Below are 16,786 nucleotides of genomic sequence, written 5' to 3'. Positions count from 1 at the left end.
TTGCTACATCGGTGGCGGCAGCGCAGGCACACTGGCAGCAGAGGCCACATCACTGCCGGTTTGCATCACCTCTACTGTTTGATGCGGTGCTCTGATCCCTGCCGCATCAAAATGCTTTTTCACTTTATCATCCAGCGCAAACCGCACCGTCCACTGTTTCAACGGCTGGGTGGTAAACGACACGCGCACAGTAAAAGATTGATTGGTTAAGCCGACCAAGCCCGAAAAGCTCGGTTCGCCGATCACCATGCCGCGAATATCTGGGTTATCCAGTAAATCTTTCACTGCCGCTTGCAGCGTGGCGTTGACGCGCTCGGTATCCTCACTGCGGTCTACATCATAGTTCGCTACAAATGAGCCGATGCCGCGCACGAAGTTGGCGAAGGTGGTGATCGAAGACCACGGAATGATGTGATAGGCACCGGTATCCTGGCGCACGCCAACCGAGCGAATGGACATGCGTTCTACCGTGCCGGTAATCGGCCCAATCGTCACCAAATCGCCGGTATTCATACCGTTCTCAAACTGGATAAAGATGCCGGTGATAATATCCTTCACCAGCGTTTGGGAACCGAATGACACCGCCAGCCCCAACGCACCCGCACCCGCCAGCAGCGGCGCAATATTCACCCCTACTTCCGACAGCAAAATCATAATGGTGATGGTGCTGATCACCACGGCCAGCGCGTTTCGGAACAGCGTCAGCAGTGTACGCGTACGCGCACTGGGCATCGGGCGACCGTGAGAATCTGAGGCCAGGCGGCTCTCAATCAAGCTGGCGAGTAACGTCCAGCCAATGGCGGAGAGCAGCAGAATCATCACGATGCGGATCAGCACATCAACCATCTTCTGCCCGGCACCGTAGGTCAGCCAGTGTGTAAGATCGAACAGATTCCAGGCGTTCAGTAAAAGCAGCAGAGTGGCAAACACGGTAATGACGCGAGCCAGTTTTAGCAGCGCTTTTACCCAGTCATTCACCCGTTTTTGCAACTCAGGGTAATTGCGCCGCAGGTCGGGCGACAGCGTCAGGGTCTTACCAATCCAGCGTGTCAACATGCCAGAGATCAGCGCGGCGATGACAATGATCGCCATACTGCGCACCGTGGCAGACATCATAAACTTCAGGCTGTCGCCAGGATTGAAAATAGAGAACAGGAACAGGGCAATAAAGTAAGCACTCGCCAGCCAGTGCCACACCATACCGAAGGCGCGAATGAACAGGGCAAAGAAGCTCATGCTGCGATCGGCCAGGCGCGCCAACTCATCATGGATATTGCGTTTGTTGCGGAAAATCAACCACAGTGCCCAACCAGTCATGATGCACATGATCAGCATATTCACCAGCGCGCCGACCTGCATATTCACCTGGTTAGAGACAATCGGCACCACCACCAACAGTCCGTAACCAATGATACCGCTCAGCCAGCTCAGGCGCGTATTCCAGTAAGCGGCGCGTGCATCGGAGAGATGGAAGAAACGCAGGGTAGGGAAGCGGGGGCAGAAAATCAGGCGCAGCACCGCTTTGAAAAATTCAATCAGGGCAAACGCATTCAGGAACAGCCCTTGCTGATAGGCAATGGTGCGGTTGTTGTTGTGGTAGTTATCACTGATGATCTGGCCGATAAACAGCGTCAATGCCAGAAGCAGTAAATCGAGGATAAACGCTGATGCAATGGTGGCAGGCAGATGCAGCCATTTGCTGCGTTCAAGATTGTGATTACGTCCCCAGCGGCCCATGCGTTGCCAAATCGGATACATTAACAGCCGAGTCAGCCAGTAGAAGGCAAACACGGCGGCGGCCAGCCCAACAAAGTACTTAAGCGCATTAAAAAAGGTCTGTTGGTTAAATGCCTTGTGCGGCGCATTCACAATGTTGTCATGCAACTGAACAAACTGTGAGGCTACTGCGCCGCCATATTCCCGCGTCACGTTGGTGACACTCTCCAGCACGGTGGGATCTTCCTGATCGGCCTGCGGCGGTGCCAGTACCGGCTGCTCGTCCACGGCCTTACTGTTGGCAGCCTGGCGCAACTGATCAATCAGCTCCTGGCGCGAAGTGCTGTCTTCCAGAATATTAGCCAGTGCGGCATAGGCGGCTTTTTTATCTTCAATGGTGGGTTCGCTGTTAGCCGTGTTGCTGGCTGTGGGGGTTTGCGTTTGTTGAGCCGCAACGGCCGCCTGCGGCAGATTGACCGCGTTGGCGGCAGGCATGAGGAACAGACAGAGCAGCATCCACATGGCGAAGCGCCATAATGGGTGGGCAAACGACATGACTTTCTCCTTGAACAACGCTCAGCGGCACCAGAGAAAAAGTATAGTCATCAATGGAAGGTGAAGATTCTGAAAGGAAAATTATCTAACAAGAGCCAAAGATAATAAAAAAGCCGCACAGCTAAGCTGATGCGGCTTTTTACTTACTGCATCGTTATCAGGAAACGTGCTGCAGGAACTCGCGCAGACGATCGCTCGGCGGGTTGGTAATCAACTCATCCGGGTTGCCATCTTCGGCGATGGTGCCTTTGTCGATGAAGATCAGACGTGAAGCCACTTTCTGTGCGAAACCGACTTCGTGCGTCACGATGACCATGGTCATGCCTTCTTCCGCCAGATCCTGCATAACCTTGAGCACTTCATGGCGCAGTTCAGGATCGAGAGCAGAGGTCGGCTCATCAAACAGCATCATCTTCGGTTTCACTGCCAGAGCACGGGCAATCGCCACGCGCTGCTGCTGTCCACCGGACAGCTCAGCCGGGAAGTGGTGTGCACGCTCAGCCAGGCCTACTTTGCCCAGCAGTTCACGTGCCAGCTTCTGCGCAGCGTCTTTCTTGGCACCGCGAACGCGAATAGGACCGAAGGCGACGTTATCCAGCGCACTCATCTGTGGGAACAGATGGAACTGCTGGAACACCATGCCAGCTTCCTGACGGATCAGGCGCTCGTCGACTTTAGGATCGTTGACCTTCATACCATCAACAATCAAGTCACCGGTGGTGATCTCTTCCAGCTTGTTGATGCAGCGCAGCAGGGTCGATTTACCCGAGCCTGATGGCCCGATAATCACCACTACTTCACCCTGATTAATCTTCAGATTGATGTCGTGCAGAACCTGAGTCTGGCCGAAGTTTTTAGAGACGTTTTTAAATTCAATCACAGGATTTTCACCCTTTTCTCAATACGGCGCAGCACAAAGCTCAACACCAGCGTAATAACCAGATAGATGATGGCAACAGCACTCCAGATCTCCAGCGCGCGGAAGTTTCCGGCGATGATCTCCTGGCCCTGACGGGTCAGTTCCGCCACACCAATCACGATAAACAGCGAGGTATCTTTGATACTCACAATCCACTGGTTGCCCAGTGGTGGCAGCATACGACGCAGCGCTAAAGGCATGATGACGTAGCGCAGGGTTTCACGACGTGATAAGCCCAGCGCCAGGCCCGCTTCACGGAAACCTTTGTTGATCGACAGCACCGCACCACGCGTAATTTCCGCGATATAGGCACCGGAGTTAATCATGATGGTCACCACCGCGGCGGTGAACGGATCGATACGCAAATCGGGGAAAGCCATCGGCAGTGCGAAGTAGATAAACATCACCTGCACCACGATAGGCGTGCCGCGAATCAGTTCGATAAAGACCAACGCGAGGTTGTTGGTCACCCAGCCGCCATACGCGCGGGCGAAACCGGCCACCAGGCCGATAATCAATCCGCCGACCAGGCCGAGTACGGAAATTATCAGGGTCATTTTGGCGCCTTGGATCAAAATCGGCAGGGCAGGCCAAATGACGCTCCAGTCAAACTCCATGGTGTCACTCCAGAATCAGTTGCAGTGGAAATATAAAAAGCAGGGAGAATAAGCTCCCTGCTACAAAAATCGGCTTAAGCCGGAATTATTTTGGTTCGCTGCCGAACCATTTTTTATAAATAGTATTGTAAGTGCCGTTGTCGCGCAGGGTTTTCAACGCGCCATTGATCTGGTTACGCAGCTCATCACTGCCCTTCGGCAGGGCGATACCGTACTGCTGAGCTTCGATTGATTCGCCAACCGCTTTAAAGCGACCTTTACCTGCAGTATGGATGAAGTACAGGATGTTTGGTGTGTCATGCAGCACGGCATCAGCACGGTTGGTGCCTAATTCCATGTAGGCGTTGTCGATGTTCGGGAACTGACGCAGATCTTTCGATTTGATGTGTGCTTTCGCGTAATCAACAGAACCGGTACCGCTCTTCACCGCAACCACTTTGCCGTTCAGATCGTCAATACCTTTAATGTTGTTTTCGTTCTCGCGCACCATCACTAAAAGACCACTTTTGTAGTAGCCGTCAGAGAAGTCGATGGCTTTCTGGCGCTCAGGTGTGATGGTGATACCGGCCAGTGCCACGTCAACGTTTTTAGTTTGCAGGGCTGGGATAATACCGCTGAAGTCCATTGGCTTCAGGGTGTAATCCAGCTTCAGCTCTTTAGCGATAGCGGCCCACAGGTCGATATCGAAGCCGACGTAATCGTTGCCTTGTTTGAATTCAAACGGCACGAATGCGGTGTCAGTGGCGACAACCAGTTTCTTATCTGCTGCAGTGGAAGAAAGCGAGAAGGCCAGCGCCAGCGCGGCCACGGAGACTTTAATCAAAGACTTCATCATTATTTTCCTTATTACCCTTCAGACCTGATGGCCTGCTGTACGGCGTATCATATGAAAAAAGTATGCCAACTTTTCATTTTTATCGAAATCAGCAGGATGCAGGGCCATGCTGAAGCGATTTTGCATACGATGAAAAGTTTGCACCTATTTGGGTCACCAATATGGTGCAATGTGCTGTTGTGGTGCGGGCACAGTGTGCACCAAGGGCATAGCAAGGGAAAGGCAGGATTAAGAAATTGTTAACGGCGTCAAAAAAAGCACCATGATGTTACAAATGTAAAAAAGGCGGGATAACCCGCCTTTGATGTCATACGTTATTCAATGTTGGATTCGATGAACCACAAGAATTTATCCAAATCGCGCGATGCGGCAGTGAAGATATCAGCGGTATCTTCATCGCTGACTTCGCTAATCGCCTTACGCGTATCGTTAGCCACAATCGCGTAACGGTCGGCCAACGCTTTCAGGTGATCTTGCACGCTATGAATATTTAGCGGATAGCTTTTCAGTGGCGTTTTATCGTTGACGATCTGGGTAGTACCTAAGGCGACGCCACCCAACTGCACCACACGCTCGGCGATGGTGTCCTGGTGATCGGCAATCGCGGTGCGGAAGCCATCCAGCATCTCATGCACGGCTATAAAGTTGGCGCCACGCATATTCCAGTGCGCCTGTTTGGTGATCAGCGACAGATCAATATATTCCACTACCAGACGGTTGAGCACCTCGATGGTCGCTTTCTTATCGCTATCAGCAACATCATTACGGGTGTAAATGAGATCAGACGATTTAGTTTTAACCAGTTTTGCGGTACTCATCATTAATATCCTCTAATTGATGGTTGTCCTAATCAAGCACGGGAATAAGTATAGCAGCAGTTTTTTGTTGTGCTGGATTGTTTAAACCGATGACAGGAATAGATAAACCTTAATGTTGCGCAGGGTTTTATCTTTTTTGGGCTAATTCCGTAAATAACAATAAGTTGATATTGATGTTAATTATCTTTTAGTGATGTTGCAAAATAATAACAAATGCAGAGTAATGAATGAAAAGAATTGAATGAGAATGCTTATTTATTCAGCCTGAATGTTTCAGGCTGAATAAAGACGTTATTTACTGGGGGGTGTTTATATCCACTTCGTTTATTTTGGCACGCTTTTGTTTCATGGTGAGTGTCGAACCCGCCGAAGCGGCAATAATCGCCAGTAAAGCGATCCACTGCTTAAAGGTCAGCAGTTCACCGAGGAAGAGCATGCCAGATAGGGCGGCCATCGCCGGTTCCAGGCTCATCAGGGTGCCAAAGATACGTGCAGGCAGTCGCGTCAGCGCCATCATCTCCAGAGAGTAGGGAATGGCGCTGGAAAGCAGGGCGATGATCAAGGCCAGCGGGAGTATTTCCCAGTGCCAGATGCCCGGCGCGGCAAAGGTCAGCCCGAGTGGCACAAAGATGATCGAGGCGATCAACGATCCCATTGCCACGGTGGCCGGGCCATGTTCTGCGCCAGCGCGTTGGCCCGCCAGGATATAGACGGCCCAACAAGCACCGGCTCCCACCGCCAGCAGTGCACCCAGCGGATCGATGTGACTGATGCCATCGCCAATCGGCAGCAAGAACCACAACCCTGTCACCGCCAGCAACACCCAGAGAAAATCCAGAGGCCGGCGTGCGCCCGCCAGTGCCAGCGTTAACGGGCCAAGAAATTCGAGGCCAACCGCCACACCAAGCGGCACGGTGCGGATGGACAAATAGAAAAGGTAGTTCATGCACCCCAGCGCCAGCCCATACATTAATAGCGGCTTGCGTTGAGCACGCGTAAAACGCAGGCGCCAGGGTTTAAAGATGGCGCAGAGAATCAGGGTGCCCAGCCCCAGACGCAGCGCGGTGATGCCGGGTGCTCCCACGGTGGGGAACAACGATTTGGCAAGTGAGGCACCACCTTGCAGTGAAAGCATAGCGATAAGCAGTACGGCAATCGGGAACCATACCGGAGCCATTTTGGGGTTGGTCAGAGGCGCAGACATCCTGTAATCCATTCCTGTAGTGATTAACAACAAAGTAACAAAACGCCAGTTTAAAGGAATTCAGAGTAAATAAGGAGGCGCAAATCAGGGAAATAAAATATCGCGACGGGATGAAAAGTAACCACTTTCAGGGCCGTTTCAGTAAAGAAATGTCAGGTTTTTTTAGGAATATACTTAAAGGTATTATTTGTGACCCGAAATTAGATTGCAGAAATATGAAGGTTTTTATAAGTAAAATGAATGACATACGAAACTTCATTAACTTTCTGTTACACCAAACAATCTGTTAGACAACAAATACGGGGCAGAGTTTCTGGCTGATTTTTGTTATATTTTTAGCGTTGTCAGGAGAGAAGTATATTCACATTTGAGGTGGTTATGAAAAAAATTGCATGTCTTTCAGCACTGGCTTGCGTACTGGCAGTTTCTGCTGGTTCAGCCATGGCACAGAGCACCGTTTCTGCTGGCTACGCGCAGAGCGATTATCAAGGTGTTGCTAACAAAGCAAACGGCTTCAACCTGAAATACCGTTACGAAGACGGTACTAACCCACTGGGTTGGATCGGTTCTTTCACCTACACCGAGAAAGACCGTACTGACGCTGGCGTGTACAACAAAGGCCAGTACTACGGTATCACCGGTGGTCCTGCTTACCGTCTGAACGACTGGGCAAGCATCTACGGTGTTGTCGGTATCGGCTACGGCAAATACCAGGCAAACGACGCTGCTGCACAGTCTAAATCTGACACCAGCGACTACGGCTTCTCTTACGGCGCAGGTATGCAGTTCAACCCAATCCAGAACGTTGCTCTGGATGTTGGTTACGAGCAGAGCCGTATCCGCAGCGTAGACGTGGGCACCTGGATTGCTGGCGTGGGTTACAGCTTCTAAGTTTTTACTTATACCCTTCATCCTTCAAGTCCCCTCATGGGGCCTACTCTTGGTGCAGGTGCGTTGGCTACGTGCATTCACCTCAGTCACTTACTTCAGTAAGCTCCTGAGGATTCATGCACTTGCCGCCTTCCTGAAACTCGAATTATTTTGGGTATAGACCAGAGTTGCACAAGAAACGGCCCAATGCGGGCCGTTTTTTTATGCCTACTGTTTGGCAGGAGGAGGCAGTGTCGCGCGGATCTTTTTGACCTGGTCAGCCGTTACCGGTGCCGCTTTATTGCCCCATCCGTTGCGGATGAAGTTCGCGACATCAGCGACCTGCTGATCATCAAGACGCCAGGCGAAATCAGGCATGGTGAAACCGGTCGGCGCCTGCTGCGTAATCGCACGTTGGCCTCCTTTCAGAATCACACTGATCACTGAAGACGGGTCCTCACTCAGCACGGCAGGATTGTGCGCCAGCGCAGGGAAGGTACTGGCATAGCCTTTCCCATCCGTTCGGTGACAGGCAGCACAGTTATCAACATACACCTGTGCGCCCGGTTGGCTGACATCCCCTTTAAACAGCGCTTGTGCCGTGGCATCGCTGGCCTGCGGAGCCGCGGTTGCATCTGCGGCAGGCAGTGACTTCAGATAAACGGCTATCGCATTCAGATCCTCATCACTGAGGTATTGCGTGCTGTGTGCGATGACATCGGTCATTGAACCAAAGGCGGCACCCTGTTTATTGGCACCCGTTTTCAGGAAGGTGGCGATATCCTGCTGCGACCAGCTGCCAAGTCCTGCGGCTGGGCTGGCGGTAAGATCCGGTGCGTGCCAGCCTTCCAGCGTGCCGCCGGTCAGATAGCCTTTACCACTCTCATCCATGGCTTTTTCCTGGAAGCCGATGCCACGCGGCGTGTGGCAGGATCCACAGTGACCCAACCCCTGTACCAAATAAGCACCGCGCTGCCACTGTTCCGATTTGCCCGCCACCGGTGCATAGGTGCTGTCATCGGCAAAGGTCCAGCGCCAGATCGCCAGCGGCCAACGCATGCTCAGCGGCCAGGGGATATCACTTTTGTGATTCTCCTGGCTGACCGGTTTAACGCCTTGCATAAAGTAGTCATACAAAGCGTGCATATCGCTGTCGCTGATTTTGGCATAGGACGGGAACGGCATCGCCGGATAGAGCGAGCTGCCATCTTTCGCCACGCCGCCACGCACCGCTTTTGCGAAATCGTCGTAGCTATAGTCACCAATGCCGTGGGTTTTATCGGGGGTGATGTTAGTTGAGTAAATCGCGCCAATCGGCGTGCTCATTTTGAGTCCACCGGCGAACGGCTGACCGCCCGCCGCTGTGTGGCAGGCGGCGCAATCGCCCGCTTTCGCCAGATATTCACCCTGTTTAACCGAAGCTTCACTGGCCGCCAATGCCGCATGGCTTACCAGCGCGCCGCTCAGAGCGAGAAAAAGTGCGGAAAATTTCACTATGACGCTCCTTATCAGGCCTGAACCAGCGGGCCGGGGTTAGCAAGGTAACGGCTGCGAATCGCATCCGCCGCGAACAGTGCGGTGGCACACACAATCCCGGTGGGGTTGTACGCCAGGTTTTGCGGGAAGCAGCAGGCACCGGTCACAAACAGATTCGGCACATCCCAACTCTGCAGATATTTGTTCACCACGCTGGTACGCGGATCGTCACCCATTACCGCACCACCCGTGGTGTGCGTGGATTGATAAGGACGCACATCGTAATGGCTGTTGAGTGTCTTGAATCCCACTTCGTAGTGCTTCGGATTCATCACCTTGACGATCTCCTCCGCTTTATCCTTGATGAAGTTGGTCATCTTCAGCTCGTTTTGCTGCCAGTCAAACGTCATGCGCAGCAGAGGCTGGCCGTAGATATCACGGTAGGTGGGGTCAAGATCGAGATAGCACTGCTTGTAAGGCATCACGGAGCCGGATGAACCGACGTTCATGTTGTGCAGATAGTTATCTTTGATGGCCTGCTTCCAGCCTGAGCCCCAGCGTGGCGCATCTTTAGGAATGCCCATCTGCTGAATCGGGCGACCACCAGAGAAGGCGGCGGAGATGGTGGCACCGCCGACAAAGCCGACTTTACTGTGGTCAAAGTTCTCGGCGTTGAAATCGTCGATCACGGTTGAAGTAGCGCCGGTCGCGGCAAACGGATTGAACCAGTTGTCGTTGTCATAGAACAGCTTGATGCCACCGGTCATCTGATAGGCGTAGTTTCTGCCCACCACACCGTCACCGGTTTGCGGATCGTAAGGCTTGCCGATTTTCGACAACAGCAGCAGTCTTACATTATGCAGCTGGAAGGCGCTGAGGATCACCAGGTCGGCCGGTTGTTCCACTTCATTGCCCTGCGCATCGATATAGGTGACGCCCGTGGCTTTCTTGCCACTGCTGTCGGTATTCACGCGAATCACGTGTGCCTGAGTGCGCAGCTCGAAATTGCTAAAGGGTTTGAGCGCGGGGATGACGCAGCTCTGTGGTGAACCCTTAGAGTAGTTGAAGCAGCCAAAGCGTTCGCAGTAACCGCAGTAGTTACAGACGCCAAGTTGTACGTTGTAAGGGTTGGTCCAGGCTTCGGTACAGTTGGCCGCCGGGCATTCGAAGGGATGATATCCCAGCTGTTTCACTGCTTTGGAGAACAGCTCGCCGGCATACAGTGTTTCCAGCGGTTTGGTCGGGTAGCCATTTTTACGCGGGGATTCAAAAGGGTTACCGCCTTCGACTTTCTCACCCTTCAGGTTACCCACCTGACCGGCCGCGCCGCAGATTTTTTCGAACTTGTCGAAGTACGGCTCCATTTCATCATAGGTGAACGGATAATCCTGCACCGTCATGTCTTTAGGGATGAAATCCGCGCCGTATTTTTCAATCACGGTGCTGCGCATTTTCAGATCGGCTTCCAGGGGACGCCACAGCTGGCCATTCCAGTGGGTGCCTGCACCGCCCACACCATCACCGGGCAGGAAAGAACCAAAGCGGCGATAAGGCAGCGCGGTTTCCTGGGTGGTGTGGCGTACCGTGACCGTCTCTTTCGAGGCATTCTGGAACAGTTTTAGACGAATGCCGTAAGTGAGTTCATCCGCGATGCGCGGATAAGAGAAGTCAGGGTAGGTATCGCGATTTTCGCCGCGTTCCAGTGCCACAATATTCAAACCAGAGCTGGCCAGTTCCATCGCCATCAGCGAGCCGGTCCAGCCAAACCCGACGATCACGACATCGACGGGCGCTTTTTTTACTGCTGCCATTACACGCTCCTTTTGCTGGAAATACTGACTGGGCCAAGCGGATAGGGTTTATTCGGCTGTTGTACGGTATCGACGAAGTCCGCACGTGCACCGGGAAAACCAATCATTTTCCACGAGGCCAGCGTCTGGTTGCCGCCGTGAATCGGATCGGCGAGATAACCCTCTTTGGCGTTCTCCAGCAGTTGCTCGAAAAACAGCTTGCCGTGAATGGCATCGTTACGCAGTTTGTCGGCTTCCAGCGCGCGCAATACCTCTTCCTGCTGCGCGGTTTCCAGCTGATAAAAATCCTTCTGATACTGCTGCTGACAATGTTGGTCAGCCATCGCAATCCCTAAACGATAGGTATCGCGTGGGACTAAATGCGACTGGTAACCCATCTCTGGGATGGCATCGGCAAACGGGCCTTGCATGTACCACAGGCGTCCATAGCCGTAGGGCAGTTCCATTTGCTTATCAATAAACACCTGTACGCCTTCGCTCACGGCACCGGGGCCATTGGCATCGGCGGGGATCAGGCGATCCAACGCGGCGAGCAGGAATTTCCACTCTTTGTCATTGAAGTAGGCAGGAACATAGTCTGATAACACACCTTGCGGTTTGTCGGCAGCGGGGGAGGAGAGTGACACCACACCGGTACTGGCTGCGGCGGCGAGAGGAATGAGCGAGAGCGATTTTTGCAAAAATCGTCTCCGGCCCGATGGTTGCTCTTCAGGCTTTTTTAGTGACATTGCTGATCTTCCTTAAGAAAACCCACCCTGGGTTAGTTTTGTTATAAGTATGTAATTTTTTGTTATGAGGAGATTAATCAGCTGTCACAATAGGTTGCAAGCTAAATGTTAGCAGCCTAACCGTTTAAGCAATGTTGAAGAAAAGAGGGGTGTACAACCTGAAGCGATTCAGCCATAGAAGAAATGGGGGTATAGCTTTCGTTCAATAACAATAGAAAGAGTGGGACTAAAAAGGTAACAAAATGTGAGATCGTGCAGAGGATCCGTATGAAAACGGATCCCAAGAGGAGATTTAAACCGGCGTTAACCGCGCCAGATTAAATTCGGGCAGGGGCGCTCAACCAGCTGTTTGCCCGTCAGCTTTTCAACCAGCATCAGACGCAGTGCAAACGGTGAACGGCTGAAGAGGCACAGCAATGACTTCAGTTCAAAAGCCGGTTTGCTTTGTTCAGCCTGGAAGCATTTGCCGCAGTCGAGGCAGTTTTTCATGGTGGTCATGTTTACCTCCCGAAAGAATGACATCGTAACAGTAAGCATAAGCCTGCAATAAACAGCAGGAAAAGGAGCAGCAGCAGATAGGGTTCGTTCATCTTTGCCTCCTTAATAAGCTATTCGCTTACATTACGAACAAAGATAGCACTGGCTATACTCTTTAGCCAACACTATTTAGGAAAAATTTGTGCTTATTTGTGCCTGGTTTACAATGAGCGCAGCCAGGCCCGCACCGCAGTTAAAGTGCGGCAGATAATAAAGAGGAAGCTGAATGAGTCGTCGTGCAAAGAGCGCTAACAATACGCCCCAGGGGCCGCTTAAAGATATCGAGGAGCATGTCGAAGGATTTCGCCAGGTGCGCGAAGCGCATCGACGTGAACTTATTGATGACTACGTCGAGTTAATCTCTGATTTGATTCGTGAATTTGGTGAAGCCCGTCAGGTGGATATGGCTGCGCGTTTAGGCGTTTCTCAACCTACGGTAGCCAAAATGCTGAAGCGTCTGGGCACCACCGGTTTGGTTGAACAGGTGCCGTATCGTGGTGTATTCCTCACTGCGGAAGGTGAGAAGCTGGCCGAAGCGAGCCGCGTTCGCCACCATATTGTTGAAACCTTTCTGTTGGCTCTGGGTGTCAGCCCGGAAACCGCCCGCCGAGATTCTGAAGGTCTTGAGCATCACGTCAGTGATGAAACCCTGGCCGTTTTCAAGCAGTTTTACGAGAGTCGCTAACCTACAAGGCTTTTCGCCATCATGCCCATCGTGCTTCGTTCCTTAATGCGTGATCGTATTTTGCATTTGTTGTTGCTGTTGGGTGTGGTGCTGTTGCCGCTGGCCGATTTTCGCTGGCCGCAACTGCCAGGCGCTGTTGACTGGCACACCATCATGACGCTCACCGGTTTATTGATGCTAACCAAAGGGCTGGAGAACAGCGGCTACTTTGATGTGCTTGGTGCACGCCTGATTCAGCGCTTTCAGCATGAGCGCACGCTGGCGCTGTTTATGGTGTGTGCGGCCGCGTTACTCTCCACCTTTTTGACCAATGATGTCGCACTGTTTATTTTGGTGCCGCTGACATTGACGCTGCGTAAATTTTCACGCTTACCGATTTCCCGCCTGATTATTTTTGAGGCGCTCGCCGTGAATGCGGGATCGCTGCTGACGCCAGTCGGCAATCCGCAGAATATTTTGCTGTGGAGTCACGGTACTTTAAGTGTGTCGGGGTTCATGCTGCAAATGGCTCCGCTGGCTGCGTTTTTAATGATCACCTTAATGGCGCTCACCTGGTGGAGTTTCCCCGCCCGGCTTATTGAAAAGCATGCACAAAGCGCTGCGCATCAGTGGCAGAAGCCGCTGTTTTTCGTCAGCGTGATGCTCTATGTGGTGTTTATCGTGGCCCTGGAATTGAAAATGACGGGCTGGGCGTTGCTGCTGGTCGCCGCCTGCTTTTTAGTGATGGCACGTAAGGTCTTAGCCAGTATCGACTGGAGCCTGCTACTGGTGTTTGTGGCGATGTTTATCGATGTCTTTTTATTGATGCATCTGCCGTTACTGCAACCGCATTTCGCTGCTATCAGTCAGTTGGGAGAGGGCGGGTTATATCTGCTGGCGATTGGCCTGTCGCAGGTGATCAGTAACGTTCCGGCGACCATTTTGCTGTTACAGAAAGTGCCGCCATCCGATGTGTTCGCCTGGGCGGTAAACATTGGTGGTTTCGGTCTGCTGCCCGGTTCTTTAGCCAATCTCATCGCGCTGCGTATGGCACAGGATGCGCGCGTCTGGTGGCGTTTCCATCTGTTTTCTTTACCGATGCTGGCGTGGTCGATGCTGTGGGGCTGGCTGCTGCTTCAATGGCTAAGTTAAACCGGCATTATTGTGCTGATAACCGGGCTGACGCGTTGATTTTTCAGCGCGTTATCGCAGTGAGTAGCAATAAATGCGTGTTTTGTTGGCTTCTGTAAAGTTGTACTGGAATTTGTCAATTTTCGATCTAAGGTTAAGTTGACCGTTTTTGCCCGTGGATCGGGATCACAGCCAGCGATGATAACCTATGAGTGATAATCAAAATCAGCCGCCCGCTCGCGAGCAGCAGGATGCGCAGCACGCTTCAGACAGTAATCAAGACAACAACGAACCGCAACGTAAACGCCCCGGCAAAAAGCCACTGATTATTCTCGCCATTGTGGTGGTCATCATGCTGCTGGTGGGATTGTGGTTCTGGTTCTCCACCCGCAACATTGAAACCACAGATGATGCTTTCACCGAAGGTGATGCGGTTACCATCGCGCCTAAAGCGGCCGGTTTTGTGGTCAAACTGCTGGTGAACGATAATCAGCGGGTGAAGAAGGGCGATTTGCTGGTAGAGATTGATCCTCGCGATAATGCTGCCCAGCGCGATCAGGCGCAAGCTCAGCTGGGGCTGGCCAAGGCGCAACTCCATCAAGCCCAGGCGCAGCTGGCGCTTTCTCGGGTGCAATACCCGGCTCAGCGCGATCAGGCGTTAGCCGATCAAGCCAAAGCGCAGGCTAATTTACTGAATGCTCAGGCGGATTATCGACGCCAGCGCGGCGTGGATCCACGCGCCACCTCACAGCGCAATATTGATACCGCTGCCGCTCAACTGCGTTCTGCTGAAGCACAATTACAGAGTGCTAAAGCACAAGTGGAGGTCGCTTCTCAGGTCCAGCTGCAAATTCGCCAGCAGGAAACCAACGTGGAGGCCCGTCAGCAACAGGTTGAGCAGGCACAGGCGCAGCTCAATACCGCTGTATTGAACCTCTCTTATACCGAAGTGCGCGCACCCTACGATGGCTTTGTCACCAAACGCAATGTGCAGGTTGGCACCCTGGTGCAGGCAGGCACCGCGCTGTTCTCTCTGGTGTCTCCGGATATCTGGATCAATGCCAACTTTAAAGAGTCCCAGCTGGCGCGCATGAACCCAGGTGACAAAGTGGATATCAGCATTGATGCCTGGCCAGATATGAAACTGGAAGGGCACGTGGACAGTATTCAGATGGGCTCGGGATCGCGATTCTCGACCTTCCCCGCGGAAAATGCCACTGGTAACTATGTGAAAATTGTGCAGCGCGTGCCGGTGAAAATCGTGATTGATAAAGGGTTGGACCCTAATCATCCGTTGCCGCTTGGCCTGTCGGTTGAGCCCAAGGTCACGGTAGAATGAGTGCGAGCGAAAGCTGGCGTCCGGCCAGCAATCCGTGGCTGGTCGCGATTACGGTGACGCTGGCGGTGTTTATGGAGATCCTTGACACCACTATCGTTAACGTTGCGCTGCCACATATTGCTGGTTCGCTCTCTTCCAGCTACGACGAATCTACGTGGGTGCTCACTTCCTATTTGGTCGCCAACGGTATCGTGCTGCCCATCTCTGCCTTCTTTACCCGCCTGTTTGGTCGCAAAACGTTTTTCCTGATTTGTATTGTGATGTTCACCATTTGCTCGTTCCTGTGCGGCATCGCCACCGAACTCTGGCAGATCATTCTGTTCCGAGTGTTACAGGGCTTTTTCGGCGGCGGTTTACAGCCCGTTCAACAGTCAGTGTTGCTGGACTACTTTAAGGCGGAAGATCGCGGGAAAGCGTTTGGCCTCTCTTCCATTGCTATCATCGTCGCGCCAGTGATCGGCCCTACGCTGGGCGGCTGGATCACCGATAACTACAGCTGGCGTTGGGTGTTCTTCATTAACATCCCGGTGGGGATTTTGACGGTGCTGGCGATTTATCAGCTGCTGGAAGATCCGCCATGGGAGCGTAAATGGGAAAAAGGTCGCCTGAAAATCGACTACATCGGCATTAGTTTAATCACGCTGGGCCTCGGCTGTTTGCAGGTGTTCCTCGATCGCGGGGAGGATGCCGATTGGTTCGCCTCGCACTTTATTCGTCTGTTCGCCATGCTCGCAGTCATTGGTATTGTGGGTGCGGTTTACTGGCTGCTGTATGCACGCAAACCGGTGGTGGATATTACGGTGATGAAGGACCGCAACTTCTGGGTCGCGGGTTTGCTGATGGCCGGAATGGCGATGATCCTCTACGGCAGTTCAGTGGTATTGCCTCAGCTGGCGCAGCAGGATCTGGGCTATACCGCCACCTGGTCCGGTCTGGTGCTCTCTCCAGGTGCGGTGTTGATCGTGCTCACCATTCCGCTGGTGCTAAAGCTGATGCCGATTGTGCAAACGCGCTACATCATCGCATTTGGTTTCACCTGCCTCGCCAGTGCCTTCTTCTATTCCACCACGCTGACGCCAAATGTGGATTTCACCACGCTGGTGATGATGCGCAGTGCGCAGTCCATCGGGCTCGGTTTCCTGTTTGTGCCCTTAACCACCATCGCCTTTATCACCGTGCCGCAGCGGTTAAATGCGGATGCGGCGGCGCTATTTACCATGTTCCGTAACGTGGCGGGATCGATTGGCATTTCACTGGCCACGGCGGGGATCACTGAGCGGATGCAAGCGCGTTCGGCCAGCATGATCCATAACATGACCCCGCTCAATGAGCCGTTTAATCTCACTTTGCAGCATTGGGCGCAGGCGATCCGCGATTTCACTACGGCGGTGGGCGATCCGCTGACGCTGGCCACGGGACAACTGTATAAAGAGATGATTGCCCAGGCGCGTATTTTGGCTTACATCGATGTCTTTATGGGCCTGAGTATCGTGGCCCTGCTGTTGATTCCTTTTTGTTGGTTGCTTTCGCCGATCAAGAGCGAAGGCAGTGCAGGAGCACACTAGA

At 52.8% G+C, this 16,786-nt stretch carries 15 protein-coding genes; 5 read left to right on the top strand and 10 right to left on the bottom strand.

Annotated elements, in window-relative coordinates; genetic code table 11:
- Positions 1–3 precede the first annotated feature (3 nt).
- The 6 genes from ybiO to rhtA form a co-directional block, all read right to left on the bottom strand.
- On the bottom strand, positions 4–2,238 hold the full coding sequence (ybiO, locus tag LK04_RS12490) for a mechanosensitive channel protein (RefSeq protein ID WP_418903652.1): 2,235 nt from the start codon (positions 2,236–2,238) through the stop codon (positions 4–6).
- A 190-nt stretch (positions 2,239–2,428) separates the two neighbouring features.
- Positions 2,429–3,151, bottom strand: a complete 723-nt coding sequence (glnQ, locus tag LK04_RS12485; protein ID WP_039336039.1) for a glutamine ABC transporter ATP-binding protein GlnQ — start codon at positions 3,149–3,151, stop codon at positions 2,429–2,431.
- On the bottom strand, positions 3,148–3,807 hold the full coding sequence (gene glnP / locus LK04_RS12480) for a glutamine ABC transporter permease GlnP (RefSeq protein WP_039336041.1): 660 nt from the start codon (positions 3,805–3,807) through the stop codon (positions 3,148–3,150). Before glnP ends, glnQ begins: the two co-directional genes overlap by 4 nt.
- Before the next feature lie 85 nt (positions 3,808–3,892).
- Positions 3,893–4,639 carry a glutamine ABC transporter substrate-binding protein GlnH gene (gene glnH, locus LK04_RS12475; protein WP_039336043.1) on the bottom strand — a complete coding sequence of 249 codons (747 nt, stop codon included), beginning with the start codon at positions 4,637–4,639 and terminating at the stop codon, positions 3,893–3,895.
- Between the two features lie 317 nt (positions 4,640–4,956).
- The gene (gene dps / locus LK04_RS12470; RefSeq protein ID WP_039336045.1) at positions 4,957–5,460 is read right to left on the bottom strand and encodes a DNA starvation/stationary phase protection protein Dps; all 504 of its coding nucleotides are present in this window, start codon (positions 5,458–5,460) and stop codon (positions 4,957–4,959) included.
- 295 nt (positions 5,461–5,755) lie between these two features.
- Entirely contained in the window at positions 5,756–6,664 is a 909-nt protein-coding gene (rhtA, locus tag LK04_RS12465; protein ID WP_039336047.1) for a threonine/homoserine exporter RhtA, read from the bottom strand.
- Between the two features lie 378 nt (positions 6,665–7,042).
- Between rhtA and ompX the strand changes: the two genes are divergently transcribed.
- On the top strand, positions 7,043–7,555 hold the full coding sequence (ompX, locus tag LK04_RS12455) for an outer membrane protein OmpX (protein ID WP_039336051.1): 513 nt from the start codon (positions 7,043–7,045) through the stop codon (positions 7,553–7,555).
- Positions 7,556–7,762: 207 nt separating this feature from the next.
- Here the strand turns inward: ompX and LK04_RS12450 are convergent, their stop codons facing one another.
- The 4 genes from LK04_RS12450 to LK04_RS12435 all read right to left on the bottom strand — a co-directional run bounded on the left by LK04_RS12450 (position 7,763) and on the right by LK04_RS12435 (position 12,047).
- On the bottom strand, positions 7,763–9,031 hold the full coding sequence (locus LK04_RS12450; RefSeq protein WP_418903651.1) for a c-type cytochrome: 1,269 nt from the start codon (positions 9,029–9,031) through the stop codon (positions 7,763–7,765).
- A gap of 11 nt (positions 9,032–9,042) precedes the next feature.
- Positions 9,043–10,821, bottom strand: a complete 1,779-nt coding sequence (locus LK04_RS12445) for a GMC family oxidoreductase (RefSeq protein ID WP_039336430.1) — start codon at positions 10,819–10,821, stop codon at positions 9,043–9,045.
- Positions 10,821–11,549 carry a gluconate 2-dehydrogenase subunit 3 family protein gene (locus LK04_RS12440; RefSeq protein ID WP_039336428.1) on the bottom strand — a complete coding sequence of 243 codons (729 nt, stop codon included), beginning with the start codon at positions 11,547–11,549 and terminating at the stop codon, positions 10,821–10,823. The genes LK04_RS12445 and LK04_RS12440 overlap by 1 nt, the downstream gene beginning before the upstream one ends.
- Positions 11,550–11,852: 303 nt before the next feature.
- Complete coding sequence (locus tag LK04_RS12435; protein WP_039336426.1) at positions 11,853–12,047, bottom strand: hypothetical protein; 195 nt, start codon at positions 12,045–12,047, stop codon at positions 11,853–11,855.
- 265 nt (positions 12,048–12,312) lie between these two features.
- Here LK04_RS12435 and mntR point away from each other — a divergent pair, with 265 nt between their 5' ends.
- The 4 genes from mntR (at position 12,313) to LK04_RS12415 (ending at position 16,785) form a co-directional block, all read left to right on the top strand.
- Positions 12,313–12,771, top strand: a complete 459-nt coding sequence (gene mntR / locus LK04_RS12430) for a manganese-binding transcriptional regulator MntR (RefSeq protein WP_039336423.1) — start codon at positions 12,313–12,315, stop codon at positions 12,769–12,771.
- Positions 12,772–12,792: 21 nt separating this feature from the next.
- Positions 12,793–13,902: an SLC13 family permease gene (locus LK04_RS12425; RefSeq protein ID WP_039336421.1), complete on the top strand. Its 1,110-nt coding sequence runs from the start codon at positions 12,793–12,795 to the stop codon at positions 13,900–13,902.
- A 187-nt stretch (positions 13,903–14,089) separates the two neighbouring features.
- Positions 14,090–15,220, top strand: coding sequence for an HlyD family secretion protein (locus tag LK04_RS12420; RefSeq protein ID WP_039336418.1), 1,131 nt, complete (start codon positions 14,090–14,092; stop codon positions 15,218–15,220).
- Positions 15,217–16,785 carry a DHA2 family efflux MFS transporter permease subunit gene (locus LK04_RS12415; protein WP_039336416.1) on the top strand — a complete coding sequence of 523 codons (1,569 nt, stop codon included), beginning with the start codon at positions 15,217–15,219 and terminating at the stop codon, positions 16,783–16,785. The genes LK04_RS12420 and LK04_RS12415 overlap by 4 nt, the downstream gene beginning before the upstream one ends.
- The last annotated feature ends 1 nt before the right edge of the window (position 16,786 follow it).

The sequence above is a fragment of the Pantoea vagans genome, from assembly GCF_001506165.1.
In the GTDB taxonomy this organism is placed as follows: Bacteria; Pseudomonadota; Gammaproteobacteria; order Enterobacterales; family Enterobacteriaceae; genus Pantoea; species Pantoea vagans_C.
The sequence above is the reverse complement of the archived record's forward strand: the minus strand, read 5'-3'. Positions and strand labels throughout refer to the sequence as shown.

Excerpts from the sequence above, each read along its gene's own strand:
- LK04_RS12415 (WP_039336416.1), top strand. The coding sequence starts at position 15,217 with ATGAGTGCGAGCGAAAGCTGGCGTCCGGCCAGCAATCCGTGGCTGGTC.
- rhtA (WP_039336047.1), bottom strand. The coding sequence starts at position 6,664 with ATGTCTGCGCCTCTGACCAACCCCAAAATGGCTCCGGTATGGTTCCCG.
- LK04_RS12440 (WP_039336428.1), bottom strand. The coding sequence starts at position 11,549 with ATGTCACTAAAAAAGCCTGAAGAGCAACCATCGGGCCGGAGACGATTT.
- glnP (WP_039336041.1), bottom strand. The coding sequence starts at position 3,807 with ATGGAGTTTGACTGGAGCGTCATTTGGCCTGCCCTGCCGATTTTGATC.
- ybiO (WP_418903652.1), bottom strand. The coding sequence starts at position 2,238 with ATGTGGATGCTGCTCTGTCTGTTCCTCATGCCTGCCGCCAACGCGGTC.
- LK04_RS12445 (WP_039336430.1), bottom strand. The coding sequence starts at position 10,821 with ATGGCAGCAGTAAAAAAAGCGCCCGTCGATGTCGTGATCGTCGGGTTT.
- glnH (WP_039336043.1), bottom strand. The coding sequence starts at position 4,639 with ATGAAGTCTTTGATTAAAGTCTCCGTGGCCGCGCTGGCGCTGGCCTTC.
- LK04_RS12420 (WP_039336418.1), top strand. The coding sequence starts at position 14,090 with ATGAGTGATAATCAAAATCAGCCGCCCGCTCGCGAGCAGCAGGATGCG.
- LK04_RS12435 (WP_039336426.1), bottom strand. The coding sequence starts at position 12,047 with ATGACCACCATGAAAAACTGCCTCGACTGCGGCAAATGCTTCCAGGCT.
- ompX (WP_039336051.1), top strand. The coding sequence starts at position 7,043 with ATGAAAAAAATTGCATGTCTTTCAGCACTGGCTTGCGTACTGGCAGTT.
- dps (WP_039336045.1), bottom strand. The coding sequence starts at position 5,460 with ATGAGTACCGCAAAACTGGTTAAAACTAAATCGTCTGATCTCATTTAC.
- mntR (WP_039336423.1), top strand. The coding sequence starts at position 12,313 with ATGAGTCGTCGTGCAAAGAGCGCTAACAATACGCCCCAGGGGCCGCTT.
- LK04_RS12425 (WP_039336421.1), top strand. The coding sequence starts at position 12,793 with ATGCCCATCGTGCTTCGTTCCTTAATGCGTGATCGTATTTTGCATTTG.